Annotated in this window: 13 protein-coding genes; 7 read left to right on the top strand and 6 right to left on the bottom strand. The window is 43.5% G+C overall.

Translation table 11 applies throughout. From position 1 onward, the window contains the following. Positions 1-177: 177 nt before the first annotated feature. Positions 178-738, bottom strand: a complete 561-nt coding sequence (locus N745_RS0110080; protein ID WP_024852000.1) for an acetate uptake transporter — start codon at positions 736-738, stop codon at positions 178-180. 504 nt (positions 739-1242) lie between these two features. On the opposite strand from N745_RS0110080, the gene N745_RS0110075 reads away from it, so the two are divergent. From N745_RS0110075 to N745_RS0110065, 3 genes are all read left to right on the top strand, one after another. Beyond that, complete coding sequence (locus N745_RS0110075; RefSeq protein WP_024851999.1) at positions 1243-1995, top strand: SDR family NAD(P)-dependent oxidoreductase; 753 nt, start codon at positions 1243-1245, stop codon at positions 1993-1995. A 7-nt stretch (positions 1996-2002) separates the two neighbouring features. Further along, complete coding sequence (locus tag N745_RS0110070; protein ID WP_024851998.1) at positions 2003-2908, top strand: AraC family transcriptional regulator; 906 nt, start codon at positions 2003-2005, stop codon at positions 2906-2908. A gap of 196 nt (positions 2909-3104) precedes the next feature. Continuing rightward, positions 3105-3632, top strand: a complete 528-nt coding sequence (locus N745_RS0110065; RefSeq protein ID WP_024851997.1) for a hypothetical protein — start codon at positions 3105-3107, stop codon at positions 3630-3632. 138 nt (positions 3633-3770) lie between these two features. Here N745_RS0110065 and N745_RS0110060 read toward each other — a convergent pair whose 3' ends face one another. From N745_RS0110060 to N745_RS0110040, 5 genes are all read right to left on the bottom strand, one after another. After that, positions 3771-4403 carry a Vat family streptogramin A O-acetyltransferase gene (locus N745_RS0110060; RefSeq protein WP_024851996.1) on the bottom strand — a complete coding sequence of 211 codons (633 nt, stop codon included), beginning with the start codon at positions 4401-4403 and terminating at the stop codon, positions 3771-3773. 128 nt (positions 4404-4531) lie between these two features. Continuing rightward, entirely contained in the window at positions 4532-4954 is a 423-nt protein-coding gene (locus N745_RS0110055) for a hypothetical protein (RefSeq protein ID WP_024851995.1), read from the bottom strand. 35 nt (positions 4955-4989) lie between these two features. Next, the gene (locus N745_RS0110050; RefSeq protein ID WP_024851994.1) at positions 4990-5889 is read right to left on the bottom strand and encodes a 5-oxoprolinase subunit C family protein; all 900 of its coding nucleotides are present in this window, start codon (positions 5887-5889) and stop codon (positions 4990-4992) included. Continuing rightward, positions 5886-6608 (bottom strand): 5-oxoprolinase subunit B family protein, encoded by a 723-nt coding sequence (locus N745_RS0110045; protein ID WP_024851993.1) that lies wholly within the window; start codon positions 6606-6608, stop codon positions 5886-5888. The genes N745_RS0110050 and N745_RS0110045 overlap by 4 nt, the downstream gene beginning before the upstream one ends. Continuing rightward, positions 6605-7324: a 5-oxoprolinase subunit PxpA gene (locus N745_RS0110040; protein WP_038070729.1), complete on the bottom strand. Its 720-nt coding sequence runs from the start codon at positions 7322-7324 to the stop codon at positions 6605-6607. The genes N745_RS0110045 and N745_RS0110040 overlap by 4 nt, the downstream gene beginning before the upstream one ends. 58 nt (positions 7325-7382) lie before the next feature. On the opposite strand from N745_RS0110040, the gene N745_RS0110035 reads away from it, so the two are divergent. The 4 genes from N745_RS0110035 (at position 7383) to N745_RS0110020 (ending at position 15572) form a co-directional block, all read left to right on the top strand. Beyond that, positions 7383-9617, top strand: a complete 2235-nt coding sequence (locus N745_RS0110035) for a primosomal protein N' (RefSeq protein ID WP_024851991.1) — start codon at positions 7383-7385, stop codon at positions 9615-9617. 129 nt (positions 9618-9746) lie between these two features. Beyond that, on the top strand, positions 9747-10250 hold the full coding sequence (locus N745_RS0110030) for a DUF2062 domain-containing protein (RefSeq protein ID WP_024851990.1): 504 nt from the start codon (positions 9747-9749) through the stop codon (positions 10248-10250). Then, a complete protein-coding gene (locus N745_RS0110025) occupies positions 10247-12220 on the top strand; it encodes a TIGR03545 family protein (RefSeq protein ID WP_024851989.1) in 1974 nt (657 codons plus the stop codon). The genes N745_RS0110030 and N745_RS0110025 overlap by 4 nt, the downstream gene beginning before the upstream one ends. 130 nt (positions 12221-12350) lie before the next feature. After that, positions 12351-15572: a methyl-accepting chemotaxis protein gene (locus N745_RS0110020; protein ID WP_024851988.1), complete on the top strand. Its 3222-nt coding sequence runs from the start codon at positions 12351-12353 to the stop codon at positions 15570-15572. Positions 15573-15578: the final 6 nt, after the last annotated feature.

Below are 15578 nucleotides of genomic sequence, written 5' to 3'. Positions count from 1 at the left end.
CGGGCAGACAAAATAATAGTTTGTGAAGTAAAAATCTGCCAGGCTGGGGAAGCAAGGTAAAAGCATTCGTGTGAACGCTCAAAATAAATCTACTTTGCCCCCACCTAATGATTGCTGTGTGAGGTTGCCTTTACCTGCGAAACGCTTTTGGTGTAGGCAACCTTATTTTAAAGACGCTTAAGCTTTAGCGCCGATAGGCAGAACCGTGCGACCATGCTGCTCGTTAATCACTTCAGCTGCTGACAAATAAATCGCTAGGATGGCCGTTACCAAACCTACATAACCACCGGCGTGATGCCAAGTGATAGAAGCCGTCCATTCGCCAATTGCAAGCAGTACGAAGGTGATCCATAACGCTAGGAAAACCAACTGTAGTGCTTTTGGAGCAGGGAAAGTGGCAATCCACATATAGAAAGTGAAAACACCCCACATAAACAGATACCAGCCAACAAAAGCTGCTGGCACGCCTGCGCCGAAGAAATGCACAAACAAAGCAAAAGACCACCAGAATGCACCATAACTGATGAAAGCAGTCGTACCAAAAGTGTTGCCTCGTGGTAGCTCCATAATACCAGCGATGATTTGAGCTGTACCACCGAAAGCGAAGGCTAGTGATAGAACCATTCCCATGCTGTGACCAGTAAACCAGCCAGCATTCACCATGCTTAGCATCCAAGTGGTCAGACCGAAGGAGATTAAGCCTAGCGGAGCAGGGTTAGAAAATTTTGTTTCAGACATGATAATTCCTCTTTATCTTTAGAGTTTTTATAAGTTTTTTGCCTTGAAGCTATGATTTAAAACTGCATTGATTTCGCTATTGCTGCACTTGGTTAAAGCTCGCTAAGCGCCATAAAATGGCCTGTTTTGTTAGAGTGTCGCGACAAGGTAAGCGAATACTATCATTATTAGAATGTATGATACAAGTTTATTGGTTTTTTACTTTCATCTTCCGGCGAAATAGCTGCGTAGTTGATGCGTTTAGTCATAGTGTGCCTCCTGTGTTAGACAGCTTCAATGGTAGGCACTCGTTAAGTGGATTTATTGAAGAAAAACGACATATGAAATATGGCTATGAAAATCTGCCAGGCTGGGGGAATGAACTTTTTGATTGAATTTAGAGAATCAGGCAAGAATTGAAGATAATCTGTATAGGATTGTTGGCAACCCTTCTTTAGTATGACTTTTAGCTGATTCCAGCAGGTTTTATCAAAAAATCGAAGTCATTTTAAAAGGAGTTTACCAATGAAAGTTGCACTTGTAACAGGTGGTAGTAGAGGTCTAGGCAAGAGTATGGCGGTTCACCTTGCTCAAAAAAATTATAATTTGATTGTGACCTATAAGCAGTCAGAAGCGCAAGCGCTAGAAACCGTAAAAGAAATTGAGGGGTTTGGTCAGCAAGCGGTTGCTCTACAATTCGATGCTTCCGCTCCGGCGACGTTAGATCAATTTGTGTCAGATGTCAGAGCGGCAATGCAGTTAAATTGGCAAACAGACCAACTGGATTTATTGGTCAATAATGCAGGGATAGGTGCGTATTCACCCATTGCAGACACGACTGAAACGACGTTTGATGAGATGGTGAATATTCACATTAAGACACCGTTTTTTTTGACGCAAAAGTTATTGTCTAGTGTTAAAGATGGCGGCAATATTGTGAATATTTCTTCCGGTTTAACTCGCTTCACGCTCCCGAATTTTGGTGCTTATGCCATAATGAAAGGCGCAGTAGAAGTGATGACACGTTATCTGGCGGTGGAATTAGGTCACCGACAAATTACGGTAAACACGATCGCACCTGGCGCTATTGAAACCGACTTTGGTGGTGGTTTGGTGAGAGACAACCAAGAAGTGAATGATTTGACTGCCTCTAGAACCGCATTAGGGCGAGCAGGGTTGCCGGATGATATTGGTGCGGCACTTGCCGTTCTGGTTTCTGATGACTGTAAGTGGTTAAATGGGCAGAGAGTAGAATTGTCAGGCGGTACGCTACTATAGTTTGATTATGACAGCAGATTTATTAACACAATTGAAAGCGCTGCTTGTTGCAGAAGACTTAAACGAAGGATTGAATCAAACTGCGGTTCCGTCCGTCCGAGTGTTTAAGTCTTCTACGATAACCAAGCCGTTGCAGAGCGTTTATGAACCGGCGTTGTTTGTGATTGTTCAAGGCGCCAAGAATGTCTACCTTGACCAGTATTTGTTTGAGTATTGTCCGCAAAAATATTTGCTATCAACCGCCTTCTTGCCGGTGACAGGCCAAATTACCGAGGCATCGCCGGAAACCCCTTTTTTATCTTTGCAGATTGTTTTCTCGGTACCCAAAATTCTCGAAGCCGTTAAGGAATATTCTTTTCAGATAGAACATAAAAACCATACTGATCTTGCAATGGGATCAAATGACATCACAGAAGAATTATTAGAAGTTGTGGTGAGGTTGGCAAAGCTTCAGCAAAAAACTGAAGATATCTCTGCTTTGGAAGACCTTTACCTGAAAGAAATACTCTATCGATTGCTGCACTCCAACGACAATTATGTTTTGTTGCAATACGCCTATAGTGGCGGAGCCGCTTATCAAATCTCTAAAACGATTTCCTATATTAACGAACATCTTTTTGAAGACTTGAGTGTCGATGAACTTGCCGAATACGCCAATATGGGGGTATCGACTTTTCATAAGCACTTCAAAAACATGACACAAGTCAGCCCCTTACGCTATATCAAAATACAGCGTCTGCAACATGCTAGAAAGTTCATGTTACTTAATAAAATGAATGTCACCACGGCCTCTTTTCAAGCCGGCTACCAGAGCGCTTCACAATTCAGTCGGGATTATTCCGCTTACTTTGGAATCAACCCAAGAGAAGATGTAAAGCACTATGCGGATAACCAGGTAGCTGAAATTTTATAGTATATAAAAATTGCTAAAACTACCTTATCAGGGATAGCTTGCGAAGGTAAACCTTCTGTTGTTACACATAAGAATCTGCCAGGCTGGGGTATGAATGGACTTCACAAATCAATCGAGTTTGACCTTGTTGATTATTATGGAATGTCTTTTGCTTTTCTTTTGGGTGCTGGATAGTCATTAAACAAGGGGAATTATCATGACATCTGTGACAGCCACATCAAGTACGGTATATCCAACAGCTTTGCCGCAGCAAAAAGCAGCAAACGGACAAGTAGCATTTAATTCGACTAAACTTGAATTGCCACCACTGGAGCTGCCGACTCGAGCGGAATTAGAAAAAGAAACAAAAAGCTTTTCAGAGGATGTTCGCCAGCTACTAGAGAAAGCAGGAATTCATGTTCCACCTGAAGTTGCGTTAACGAATGATCGTCAGGGGTATGTACGGGTTGCGAATGATCATCCTGATAAACAGCGCATTGAGCAAATGTTCAAAGATCACCCTGAATTGCAACAGCGTTACGCGAAAATATCTGCAGTATCAAGCCTGCATCGAGCAGCCGAGCACTACACTGAATACAGTAATCAATATGAGATGTTAAAGGGAAATCCCGCAGCCCAAAGCGCTCTTGTGGAATCAGAAATCGCTCGAAACAAGTCGCCGTTTCATTTGATTGTTACGGGTAATGGCTATGAGACGTATTTTCCTATGACGGTCAAGGCGTAGGCGCTCGTTTTAAACGCTTGTAAGTTTAAACTGAATTTTTTGTCTTGGCTGACTTTGCATTAGCTTCGCCAACTCTTTGGCAATCACTGTTCCGATTTTTGGTAGCCGCCAATGGTTGAGTTAATTCAAGCCTAAACTTTATGTTACTTTTTGTAGTGAAGAAAGATCGCCGCCAGTAATGGCAGAGAGATTTTTAGTGATTTTTTCGACAGGCCATTCCCACCAAGCGATATCAATCAGTTTGTCTATCTCGTCTTGGTTGAAGCGCATACGAACCACTTGAGCAGGATTTCCTCCAACTATGGCATAGGGAGGGATGTCTTTAACCACAACCGACTCTGCTGCGATAATCGCACCATGCCCGATTTTGACGCCGGGCATAATCGTAGCGTTATACCCAATCCAAACATCGTTGCCGATTTCGGTATTTCCCTTAAAAGGCAAGTCTTCAGGTTTAGGGATTGCCGCTTCCCAGCCTTGACCGAAAATGCCGAAAGGATAGGTCGAAAGGCCGGACATTTTGTGATTGGCACCATTCATGATGAATTTCACATTGGTTGCGATGGCGCAGAACTTTCCAATAATGAGTTTGTCGCCGATGAACGGATAGTGATAGAGGACATTTTTCTCAAAGTTTTCCGGCCCGTCCAAGTCATCGTAATAGGTGTAATCACCCACTTCGATGTTATCTCGCGTAATAAAGTTTTTCAAAAAGCCGACTTGAGGAAAACCTTTCATGGGTTCTTTATCATTTGGATTAGGTCCGAACATATATTTTCCTCTGCTTACATTGATAGTCACAAATAGGCGGTGATTTTTAATTAAACTAAATGATCAACTAAAGAGCGAATATTTTGGTAAAAGTTCTTTATTAATTGGAAAAATCTGCCAGGTTGGGGTTAAGAGTGTTGAGTTGATTGTTCGAGTTTGTTTTTTTCGGACTCAAAAAAGCCTATGGAGATAAATAGTGGAATCGCTACCCATAAGGCAATTAAAGTTGCAATGCCTATTTTTTGAGCAATCATTATAGATTCATTGCCAATAACTCCCAATATCAAAGCAAAAATAAAGGTAAAAATAATGACTTTACGTGTGTTTTGAATGTTATGTCTACCAAGAATGAAGTAGTGGGCAATAGTTATTGTAAAGGTAGAAAGGATTACGCTGAAACTAAGGATATAGGTTTTTAAGAAAAATGTACCTTGGCAGCCAAATTTAGGATCGCATGATTCGGAAGTAAAGAGGTATCCAGCATTCCACAGAGTCATTGGAATGAAAGAAATACACAATACAAGTAGAGCTATTTTAAGTGACTTTAACACCAGTTATCTTCCTTGATAGTTTGTTTGCCTTGAAACTAATTACGTAAAGATACTAGCTTAAAGTGGAGTTTCTGTCGAGGCTGGCTTTGTGCCAGTTTAGCCAAATCTTTTGCAATCACCGTACCAATTTTGGGATAGCCGCCAATGGTTGGGTGATCTTTTAGCATGATAATGGGGTGACCTGATGGTGGTATTTGCACGGTGCCGGGTGTCATGCCTTGTGACACCATTTGGGTGTAGGGCGGTTTTATTTCTTGCTCGGCAATTAAGCGGCAAGCGGTACGGTCGAATTCATTTGAGGCTTCAAAGGTTTGTTTGAAAAACGCTTGGCGTTGCGCTTCGTCAAAGTCATAGAATTGGTGTGCGGGTAGCAATCTCAAGGTGACCACATCTCCGAATTCCAAATATTCCGTTAACTCGGATTGTGGAAAATAGGGCGCTTCTTTTTCTTCTGTAGTTGGGCTAAACGGCAAACAATCTTCTACCTGAATTGCACGACCAATGCCTTCACGAAAATTCACCGAACGACTGCCCCAAAATTCCTCGGTTTGAAAGCCTCCGTCCACGCCTAAATAAGCCCGAACGCCGTCTAAAGTCTGCGCCTGATGAAATTCAATTTTATCCCCCGCGTTTATCTGTAAAGGTTGGTAGCGAAGCACTGGCTTGCCATTGCAGGTGGCACCGAGATTGGCACCGGTAATGACAATGCGCGTTGCGGCATTGGCAACCAAAGTGACATGCCCGTAGGGGATTTCCAACACGGCGGCATTGTCGGCGTTGCCGAGCAGTTTGTTTGCCCACTCATAACTGACATCGTCCAACGCGCCGGAAGTCGCCAAACCGAATTGTTGATAGCCGAAACGTCCGGCATCTTGAATGCTTGCTTGAAAGCCGGCTTTTATTACCTTGAAGCCTGTACAAGTTTGGGTGTTCATAATGTTTCTCCGTTTTGAATGGCGAGAAACGCTTCAAGGCTAATCGGCTCAAACTTCACTTGGTCGCCCACACGAAAGCGGGTGAGGTTATCGGGGTTGGTGAGCGATAAATCCCACGGCGTTTGCCCAAGTATTTGCCAACCAGCGGGAGAAGCTTTGGGGTAGATGGCGGTTTGTCGGTCTGCAATGCCGACACTGCCCGCGGGAATCTTTAAGCGTGGCGAGGCGTGTCTGGGTGAGGCAAGGCGTTCGTCTACTTCGCCTAAATAAGCAAAAGCGGGGGCGAAACCAATGGCGCAAACTTGATAGGTTTGTTGGCTGTGCAGTTGGATGATTTCATCAATCGACAGTGATTTTTGCTCGGCAAGCGTGAGTAAATCGAGCCCGAAGCTTTGATCGTAACACACTGGAATAGTATGCGTTTGACCTTGAAAATCTGCCAGGCTGGGGTCGGTAGGGTTTTGCTGCAACTCGATCAATAAATCATTTAATTGCTGGGTTGCTGAGGCAAGATTCGGGTTTTTGAACACCAATAATAAGCTGTGATAAGACGGCACCAACTCGCGTAAGTTTTCGGCAAAAGTACTTTCAACCTGAGGAATGAACTTTTGTAATACGGGCAAAAAATCCATTAACCCTGCATCAGCTTTGCTGGTGGAGGTAAACGTCAGTAATAAAGCGTTTTCCGCAGCGGGTTGGATTTGGTAATGAAACGTCATGAGGATTCTTTGAGTTCTTTTGCAAAGGCAATCAAGGCATCAACCGAAACAGGATTGTCTGAGTGAAAGCACAGGGTGTTCGGGGTAGATGCTTGCTGATGAGTTTTGTGAAATTGCCAGCTTTGTTCAATGATATTGTCGGTGTGTTGGTATAGGCTATTTGGTTGACTGCGTGGGGCAAGCTGACCGTTTGGCAAATAAGCTCGGTCGGCAAAGGCTTCAAACAAAAGCTCGATGCTATAGGTATCTGCAAGGGTTTGGTAATCTTTATCTTTTAGGCCGCCTTGTATCATAAGCTTGATTGGTTGCGCTTTGCCTTGATTGAAAGCTTGGCAAAAAGACAGCAGTTGTAGAAAGATTTGTTCGGAACGCATCATATCGAGATAAAGCGCGCCATGCGGTTTGATGTGGTGGAGTTGCAAACCTAAACTACTGGCAAGATTTTCCAACGCAGAGACTTGTTCGGTGAGTGTTTGATGTAATGCTGCTTCTGAAAGTGATTGCGATTGGCGACCAAAGTTGTCTTTGTCTGGATAGCTTGGATGCGCGCCGATTTTTACGCTATGTTGTTTTGCCAGCGCGAGCGTTTCCATTATGCTGGTTGCATCTCCGGCATGACCGCCACAGGCGATGTTTGCCAGATGAATGTGCGGCATTACTAAAGCGTCTGGGTTGGGTGTGAGGTTTTCACCCATGTCGCAATTAATCAGAATCATTTTTTGTATGGATAAGTTAACGTAAAATAAACGCCATTTTAATGTAAATTGACCCTTTATGTTTATTCAAGTCGCCGTGCCGGGGCCGTTTTTAACGCCGCTGGATTACCAATATGTTTATGATGATAAGCAGATTCTGCCTGTAGTGGGCGGACGTGTCTGGGTGCCGTTTCGTAATCGAAAACTGATTGGTATTGTCATGTCGATAAAAGAAACGACGGAGCTGGACGCGAAAAAGATTCGTGCGGTGACGGAGATAGTGGATGGCGAACCGATTTTTTCAGAGCGGGATTTGCAGTTTTTGCAATGGGCGGCGCACTACTATCACGAGCCAATCGGTAATGTAATGCAAACGGCCTTGCCGAAGCGTTTGAAAGAAGGTGAATCGGTTGTATTAGATGGTGTCACTGCTTGGCAATTGAATGACTCGGGTCGTGCCGAAGCGACAGATAAAATTCGTTCGAATGCGATTCAGCAACTGAACTTATTGGAATTTCTTAAATCTCACCCTTACCCTGTAACCGAATCAACCATAGCGACTTGTTTGAGTGGTTGGCGTGTGCCGATGAAGCGCTTTCACGAAATGGGCTGGGTGGATAAAACCGAAAAAAATTGTCTTCATGCCTGGCAGCGAAATGAAGAAGTGAATCATGCGTTAAATGAGCAGCAGCAAGCGGCTGTGGATATGGTGTTGCAAAACGAGGGGTTCAATGCCTTTTTATTGGAGGGGGTGACGGGCAGCGGTAAGACCGAAACCTATCTCGGTATGATTGAAGAGGTGATTGCACAAGGCAAACAGGTGTTGGTGTTGGTGCCGGAGATTGGTTTGACGCCACAAACGGTTGATCGGTTTGAGCGATTTTTGAATCAACCTGTGGCGGTAATGCACTCAGATTTAACTGATAAAGAACGCCATTGCGCTTGGTATATGGTGCAATCAAATCAGGTGAAAGTTTTGTTGGGGACACGCTCGGCATTGTTTACGCCCTTTGCCAACTTGGGCTTGTGTATTCTCGATGAAGAACATGATTTGTCTTTTAAGCAGCAAGATAACTTTCGCTACTCGGCGCGAGATGCGTTGGTGCGCCGTGCACAGTTAGAAAAAGTGCCGGTGGTTCTTGGCTCGGCAACGCCATCTTTGGAAACCCTGCATAATGCGTTGTCACAACGCTATGGTTATTTGAAACTGACAGAACGTGCCGGTGGTGCATCTATGCCGGATATGCGTTTGCTGGATGTGCGGGGTGATCGTTCTGTTCAGCAGCATGAAGGCGTGTCTTTGGTTTTGCGTGAGATGATTACGAACCATCTTGAGCAGCAAGGACAGGTATTGTTGTTCTTGAACCGCCGCGGTTTTGCGCCGGTGTTGATGTGTCATAGTTGTGGTTGGCAGGCAGCTTGCCCGAGCTGTGATGCGAATATGACTTATCACCATCAATTCCGTGAGTTGCGTTGTCATCATTGCGGTTATCAGCAAAAAGCGCCACCGGCGTGTCCGAACTGTGGTGAACAGGATTTTGTGGATGTGGGTCAAGGTACGGAGAAGCTGGAAACTATTATTCAAAGCTGGTTTCCCAAACATAAGACTTTACGCATCGACCGAGACACTACCCGCAATAAAGGGCAGATGGAGAAGGTCACGCAGATTGCCCGAGAGGGTCACGCGGATATTTTGATTGGCACGCAAATGTTGGCGAAAGGGCATCATTTTCCGAAGGTGACATTAGTGGCTTTGCTGGATATAGATCAAGGGTTGTTTAGTTGTGATTTCCGTGCCGCAGAGCGGATGGCGCAATTGGTGGTGCAGGTTGCCGGGCGTGCCGGTCGCGCGGAAAAACAAGGTGAAGTGGTGATACAAACGCATCATCCAGATCATCCATTGTTAAGAACATTGGTTGAGCAAGGCTATGATGCGTTTGCATCGGAAGCATTGGCGGAGCGAAAAGTAGCCGATTTACCGCCTTATACTTATCAAATTATGCTGCGTGCCGAGTCAATAGACCCTCAGTCCGCTTGGCAGTTTTTATTAGACATAGAATCCGCATTGCAATTAAAAGCGGTAGATCAAGCAAAATCTGCCAGGCAGGGGGATGCGCCATTAGATGCGTTTGGCCCTGTTGCAGCGCCGATGTTAAGACGACAAGGGCGATTTCGTTATCAGTTGTTATTACAGTGTTCGCATCGCGGGTTATTGCATCATTGGCTTGGCAGTTTGGAGTCGAATATTTATGCGCATCCGTTGGTGAATAAAGTGCGTTGGTCAATAGATGTTGACCCGCAAGAAATGGCTTAATCCCTTATAAAACGCATGGTAATAAAGCCCAAAATGTTTGGTGTCGGTTTGAAAAAGCTTTATGATAAATTCTATAAAAATGAGTGATGTTTTTGTCTCGCGGTTGAACAAATTTAAGGAAAGTTTCAAATGACTCTATTGGTGAAACTCTTTAAGGCATTGAATGCAAACCAGTACCCTGGTCAGATAGCATTGTCTTTTGTATTGGGGATGATTATGGGCTTAACGCCGCTCTTTTTCGCTCATAATCTGCTGACACTGGCGCTGGTGTTTTTCTTAAGGGTTAATGTTTCGGCAGTGCTGGTTTCGCTGGCATTTTTCTCCGGAGTTGCGTATTTGTTGGACCCCGTATTCAACCAAGTGGGGTTGATGGTGTTGCAGATGCCTTCATTAGAACCAATGTTTACCGATATGTATAACAATGCCTTCTGGCGCGCGATTCACTTTAATAATACGGTTGTGTTAGGCAGCGTGTTGGTGAGTTATGTGTTGGCAATTCCTGCTTTCTTTATTTTCCTTGTATTGATAAGAACCTATCGCCATGCATTTTTGAAATGGGTGTCTAAGTTTAAAATCGTTCAGTTATTGAAAGGCAGCAGTAAGGTTAAAACAGTTGTGGGGTTGATGGAATGACACAACAAAACAATCAAACAGAAAATACACCTAAGCCAGAAGACGTTAAAAAGCCTAAGGGTTGGATTCGTTGGTCGGGGTTGGTTAGCTTTTTGGTTTTGGTGGGTATTGGCTTTGCCATCACCTACTTGGCGCTGACAATGATTTTAAAATCGCAGATTGAAAAGTATGCTTCTCAAGCATGGGGTGCGCAAATCAGCATCCATCGTTTGGATTTTAACTTTATACCATTGGGCGTTAGCTTCAGTGGTATAGAGGTAACGGATCCGAAAAAACCGATGCAGAACTTGGTTAGCATTGGCCATTTGGGTGCCAGTTTGAATCTGTATCAATTGGTTGTGGGTCGTACTGTAATTGAAGATATGAGTTTGCAGCATCTTGCATTCAATCAACCAAGAACAACCTCTGGTGCGCTCGTTGTGAAAAAAACGAGCAAGGTAAAAGAAACCAGCGAGGCTGAAAAGTCGAAAAAGGATAGTGGGTTTGCAGTGCCAAGTATGATTGTGCCTAAGCCAGAAGAGATTTTGAGCCGCCAAACCTTTAAGACCAGCGAGCAAGCTGACAAAATCAATCAATCGTTGAATCAACTTAATAGCAAGTGGACGGATTTGCAGAAACAAATGCCTAACAGCAAAGTGATTGCAGATTATCAAAAACGTTTTGAGGCCTTAACAAAAGGGTCAATCAAAAGTTTGGCTGACTTAAAAGCAAAACAAGCGGAATTCGAGAAATTACAAAAAGAGGTTTCGCAAAAAGCGGATGTGATTAAGCAGGGTAAGAACTTGTTTGATAAAGATTTGCCGCAGTTGCAAAAAGACGTCAATGCGCTACAAAAAATGCCAGCGCAGGACTTTGCCAACCTGCAATCAACCTATAGTTTGGATCAAAACGGGCTGAAAAACTTTACCTATCTGGTTTATGGCGACAAGGTGCGCAACTATACACAGAAAGGCTTGGCCATCTACGAGAAGGTAAAACCATTTATTGAAAAATTTGCGGCTGAGCGTGCTGTAGCCGAGAAACAAGCTAAAGAAAAAGCCAAACGTCAGGTGGGACAAAATATTGCTTTCTTGGAACATGACCCTGAACCTGACTTTATTATTAAACGTTTGAAACTCTCTTCCGAATTGGATTGGGGGCAAATTCAAGCGACGGCTAAAGACATCAACTTTGATCAGTCTAAAAGTAGGATGGCAACGTTGTTTACCGTTTCGGCACAGCCAAAAACTCAGACAACAGCTTTATCTATTAAGGGGCAAAGTAACTGGATTCAACCAGGTAAGGGTTTTACCGAAGCGAAAATTTCTTGGCCAAACTATGAGTTGAAAGACTGGGCTATGCTGAAAGATGACAGTTTGCCTTTGACAATGAAGTCGTCAAAGGTTGCGGTCAACGGAAAGCTAAAAATAACCGAAGCGCAAATGTTGCAGGGTGTCGTGGATTTAGATTATCAAAAAGTTAATTTTGATATGGGGGCGACCAAGTCAAAAGAAGTGAAGCAATATCTTGCGCCTGTGTTTGACGACATTCACCAGTTTACGGTGACTTCGGAATTGTCTGGCAAGCTGTTTGCGCCTAGTATTGGGGCGCGTTCAGATTTGGACAGAAAAGTTTCGAGTTCCATGAACAAGGTATTAAACAAACAGATTACTGATGCGAAAGCGCAACTGAAAAAACAGTTTGATGCGCAGATGGCGGCACAGTTGAAACCGATCAATCAAAAGTTGGCGTCTTTGTTAGGCGATCAAGTGCAATTGAATGGCAATGCGAAAAGTGTGGATCAAATGTTGTCGGTGTCGCCGCAACAGTATGTTGATCAACAAAAGGCGAAATACGAGCAGCAAGTTAAAGCGCAAGTTGAAGCTGAAAAGAAACGTATGGAAGCCGAAGCGAAGAAAAAAGCCGAAGAAGCGGTGAAAAAAGAACAGAACAAGTTGAAGAACCAATTGTTAAAACAATTTAAGTTTTAATGGTTGCGGACAAGCTTGAAATAAATAATTTTCGGGTAGCGATAACTTAAACAGAACATTTGAAAAAGGTGTTCGCTATTCGATTTGAGCTAAACCTAAGCTCATCTCGTGTACAAAGGATGGTGTTGTAGTGCGTGATAATTCTCCTGTAACGCAAAAAGAGTTTGTGATTCCTGATGATTATATTTTGGTATCCGAAACGGATTTAAAAGGAACCATTACCTACGCAAACGAGCATTTTTTGGAAATTAGTGGTTATAGCTGGGAAGAGTTGGAAGGCCAACCGCACAATCTTATTCGTCATCCTGACGTGCCACCAATTGTTTTTAAAGACTTGTGGGACACACTAAAAAAAGGCCAGTCCTGGCATCAATATGTGAAAAACCGTCGAAATAATGGCGATCATTATTGGGTAGAAGCCAATGTTGCGCCTATAGTGAAAAATGGCGAAGTTGTTGGTTATAAATCTATTCGAAATCCGATTAAACGTGACCTTATTCCTCAGGTAGAGAAAGCTTATAAGAAGCTAGCAGATGGCAGCTTGGTCATTCAACGTGGCGCGGTTATGACGCGTTGGGCAGAAAGAATTCAACGTTTGAGCCTATTACCGAAAAAAAGCATTCTTGGAAAAACCATGGTACCGTTGGTAATAATGGCGATTATGTGGAGTATTGTGCTGCAGGTTTATCTGCAACAAGTTGCTGATAATATGTATACCAGCAGTGTGCATGAACGTCAGTCTTTATTGATTGATAATCTAAATGCCAAGATTCAAAGTCAGTCTCAGATAGCGTTGACGAATGCAGTTGGGCTTGCCGGTAACTCAGCACTGATTTATGGGTTGCATGATCATCAACAAACGGTTGTTTGGCAAATTCTACAAGTGAACTATCAGCAATACGTTAAACGCTCTCAAATGAATAATATTGGTTTAGCCGTGTTTGATGCCAATATGAAAAAAGTGTCTAACAGCGGCGTACCTATTTCGGTAACTAGCATGCCGGATCATTTAACTACGGATGTTGTTTCCCAGCCAGAAGGTGCCTTTATTCAAGCAAAAGTCCCCGTCTTGTTTGGCGATAAGAAAATTGGTTTGGTGGTGTTTAATTTGCCATTAACGCAAATGGTTAAACTGGAGCAAAACCGAGATCATCAATATGCCGTTTTCCATTTGGATAATAATCAATGGACCCCTACAAAAGGTTTTGAGAAGTCTCCTGTCAATAGTCAAATTCAACAAGCAAATCTTACTTCTTTACAAGATAAGGGGTACCAAGTTGTTGGTGATCGTGTGTTGGTTGTAGATCCTTTAAAGCATGACGGCAAAATGATTGGCATGCAGGTTATTTCCGAATCAACGGGCGCTTTGAATAAAGTACTGCATGACAGCTACTTTATGATTTATGTTGCTCAGGCAGCTATGTCTGGCGGGTTTATTTTGTTATTGCTTCAAATTTTCTGGCGGATGAGAAGCCTGGTATTGAAGCCACTGAAAAACCTAACAGAAAAACTCAAAATTGCTTCTGAAGATGGTTCTCTTTCTGTTCGAGCAGATGTTTATTCGCCTGATGAAATAGGGCGTATGGGTGACAGTTTTAACCATTATGTTACGGAAATTCAGCACTTGATGATGAGTGTTTCCGATATGATCGACACCCTTTCTAAAGGTCAGTTAGATAACCGTATAGAAACCGATGTTGAAGGGGATTTGAATATCCTTAAGAACAACGTGAATACGTCAGCAGATAATATTCAAACCGTGATTCAGGAATTGAAGCGCGCGATTCATGCCATCAAGGTCGCAGAATATCATTTTGAAACTGACTCGAAATTCCATGGTGAATTTGGCGTTATGGTCAGTGAGCTGAAATCGGCGATGGACGATACGTTTAGTGCGGTAAGTGGTATTAACGCAACCATGAAAGCCATCTCTGAGGGTAACTTCTCTCAAAGGCTCAATGTTGATCTTGTTGGTGAACTGGCCAGCTTAAAAGAGAATATCAATTCGTCATTGAATCAATTGGAAAAAGGGATATCTGAGACGGTAGAAGTCTTGGTGGCGCAATCTGAAGGGGATCTGACCCAAAGAGTTCAAGGTACTTACAGTGGTAAACTCGGTGTTATGTCTGAGGCTGTGAATACGTCATTGGATAATATCTCTAGTGCAATTTCTGAATTGATGGCAGCATCCAATACTGTTAATACCGCTTCTGAGCAAATTGCAGAAGGGTCTGCAAACCTATCGGGTCGAATTCAAAATCAAGCGCAAACGCTACAAGAAACCGTTGCTTCGATGGAAAATATTACCACCATGGTTCGTCAGAATGCGGAAAATGCCCAGGAAGCTGCTAAGTTGGCAAGCTCTGCTAAAGAGCAGGCAGATAACGGTTCCGCCGTTATGAACCGCACTAAAAACGCCATGTCTGAAGTGTCGGCTTCCAGCCAGAAAATTTCTGAAATCATCGGCTTGATTGATGCCATCGCTTTTCAAACCAATCTTTTGGCATTGAATGCCGCTGTAGAAGCGGCTAGAGCCGGTGAGCATGGACGAGGTTTTGCCGTTGTTGCGGGTGAAGTCCGTTCTTTAGCTGGAAAGTCGGCTGATGCGGCAAAAGAAATTCGCCAGTTGATCGAAGATACCTCAGGACAAATTTCACAGAGCGTTGAACTGGTGGATGAATCCAATAAAGAGTTTTTGACCATCGTTGATGTCTTGATGAAGATGTATGAGTTTATCGGACAAATTGCGCAGGCGAACCAAGAGCAGACATTAAGTGTCGATCAGGTGAATGTCGCGATGGAAGGCATGGATAAAGTGACCCAACAAAATGCAACCTTGGTCAAAGAAACAGCAGAAGCTGCCAATATGTTGAGTGGTGAAGCGGTTGAGATGAAGAAGCAAGTAAGTTTCTTCGATACCAAATCGGGTGAGTTGGGTGTGGGTATGAGTCGTAGCCATGCCGTTATGGATAGCTTCAGAATTGAGGCACCACAATCAGAAGTGAGTGTGTGGGATATTGCCCTAGCTGAAAGGTCGGTTAGAACTTGGGTGAACAAGCTACAAGCTTATATTAATGAGCTTGGTAATATCAGTCGAGAAGACTTGTCTGAAAACCAAATGCTGGTTGATTGGTTACATGGTCAAGGTAGGGATAGTGTTGGTCATTATCCTGAGTTTAAACTGCTGGAACAGCTCTATCCGACATTACGTGCAGAAGTGTTAAAAACGTTTGATCTACAAGATGCTGGCCAGCGTGAGGAAGCGCATATTCACTTTATTGTTGTGAAAGAGATGTCTAACAGTATTTTAGATTTGATTCGCGCTTTGGAGACTTCACGACAAAATGCTTAGCCAAAG

It is taken from the genome of Hydrogenovibrio kuenenii DSM 12350 (genome assembly GCF_000526715.1).
GTDB lineage: Bacteria > Pseudomonadota > Gammaproteobacteria > Thiomicrospirales > Thiomicrospiraceae > Hydrogenovibrio > Hydrogenovibrio kuenenii.
This window is presented reverse-complemented; position numbering and strand designations above follow the sequence as displayed.

Excerpts from the sequence above, each read along its gene's own strand:
- N745_RS0110045 (WP_024851993.1), bottom strand. The coding sequence starts at position 6,608 with ATGACGTTTCATTACCAAATCCAACCCGCTGCGGAAAACGCTTTATTA.
- N745_RS0110080 (WP_024852000.1), bottom strand. The coding sequence starts at position 738 with ATGTCTGAAACAAAATTTTCTAACCCTGCTCCGCTAGGCTTAATCTCC.
- N745_RS0110075 (WP_024851999.1), top strand. The coding sequence starts at position 1,243 with ATGAAAGTTGCACTTGTAACAGGTGGTAGTAGAGGTCTAGGCAAGAGT.
- N745_RS0110030 (WP_024851990.1), top strand. The coding sequence starts at position 9,747 with ATGACTCTATTGGTGAAACTCTTTAAGGCATTGAATGCAAACCAGTAC.
- N745_RS0110060 (WP_024851996.1), bottom strand. The coding sequence starts at position 4,403 with ATGTTCGGACCTAATCCAAATGATAAAGAACCCATGAAAGGTTTTCCT.
- N745_RS0110035 (WP_024851991.1), top strand. The coding sequence starts at position 7,383 with ATGTTTATTCAAGTCGCCGTGCCGGGGCCGTTTTTAACGCCGCTGGAT.
- N745_RS0110040 (WP_038070729.1), bottom strand. The coding sequence starts at position 7,324 with ATGATTCTGATTAATTGCGACATGGGTGAAAACCTCACACCCAACCCA.
- N745_RS0110065 (WP_024851997.1), top strand. The coding sequence starts at position 3,105 with ATGACATCTGTGACAGCCACATCAAGTACGGTATATCCAACAGCTTTG.
- N745_RS0110050 (WP_024851994.1), bottom strand. The coding sequence starts at position 5,889 with ATGAACACCCAAACTTGTACAGGCTTCAAGGTAATAAAAGCCGGCTTT.
- N745_RS0110070 (WP_024851998.1), top strand. The coding sequence starts at position 2,003 with ATGACAGCAGATTTATTAACACAATTGAAAGCGCTGCTTGTTGCAGAA.
- N745_RS0110025 (WP_024851989.1), top strand. The coding sequence starts at position 10,247 with ATGACACAACAAAACAATCAAACAGAAAATACACCTAAGCCAGAAGAC.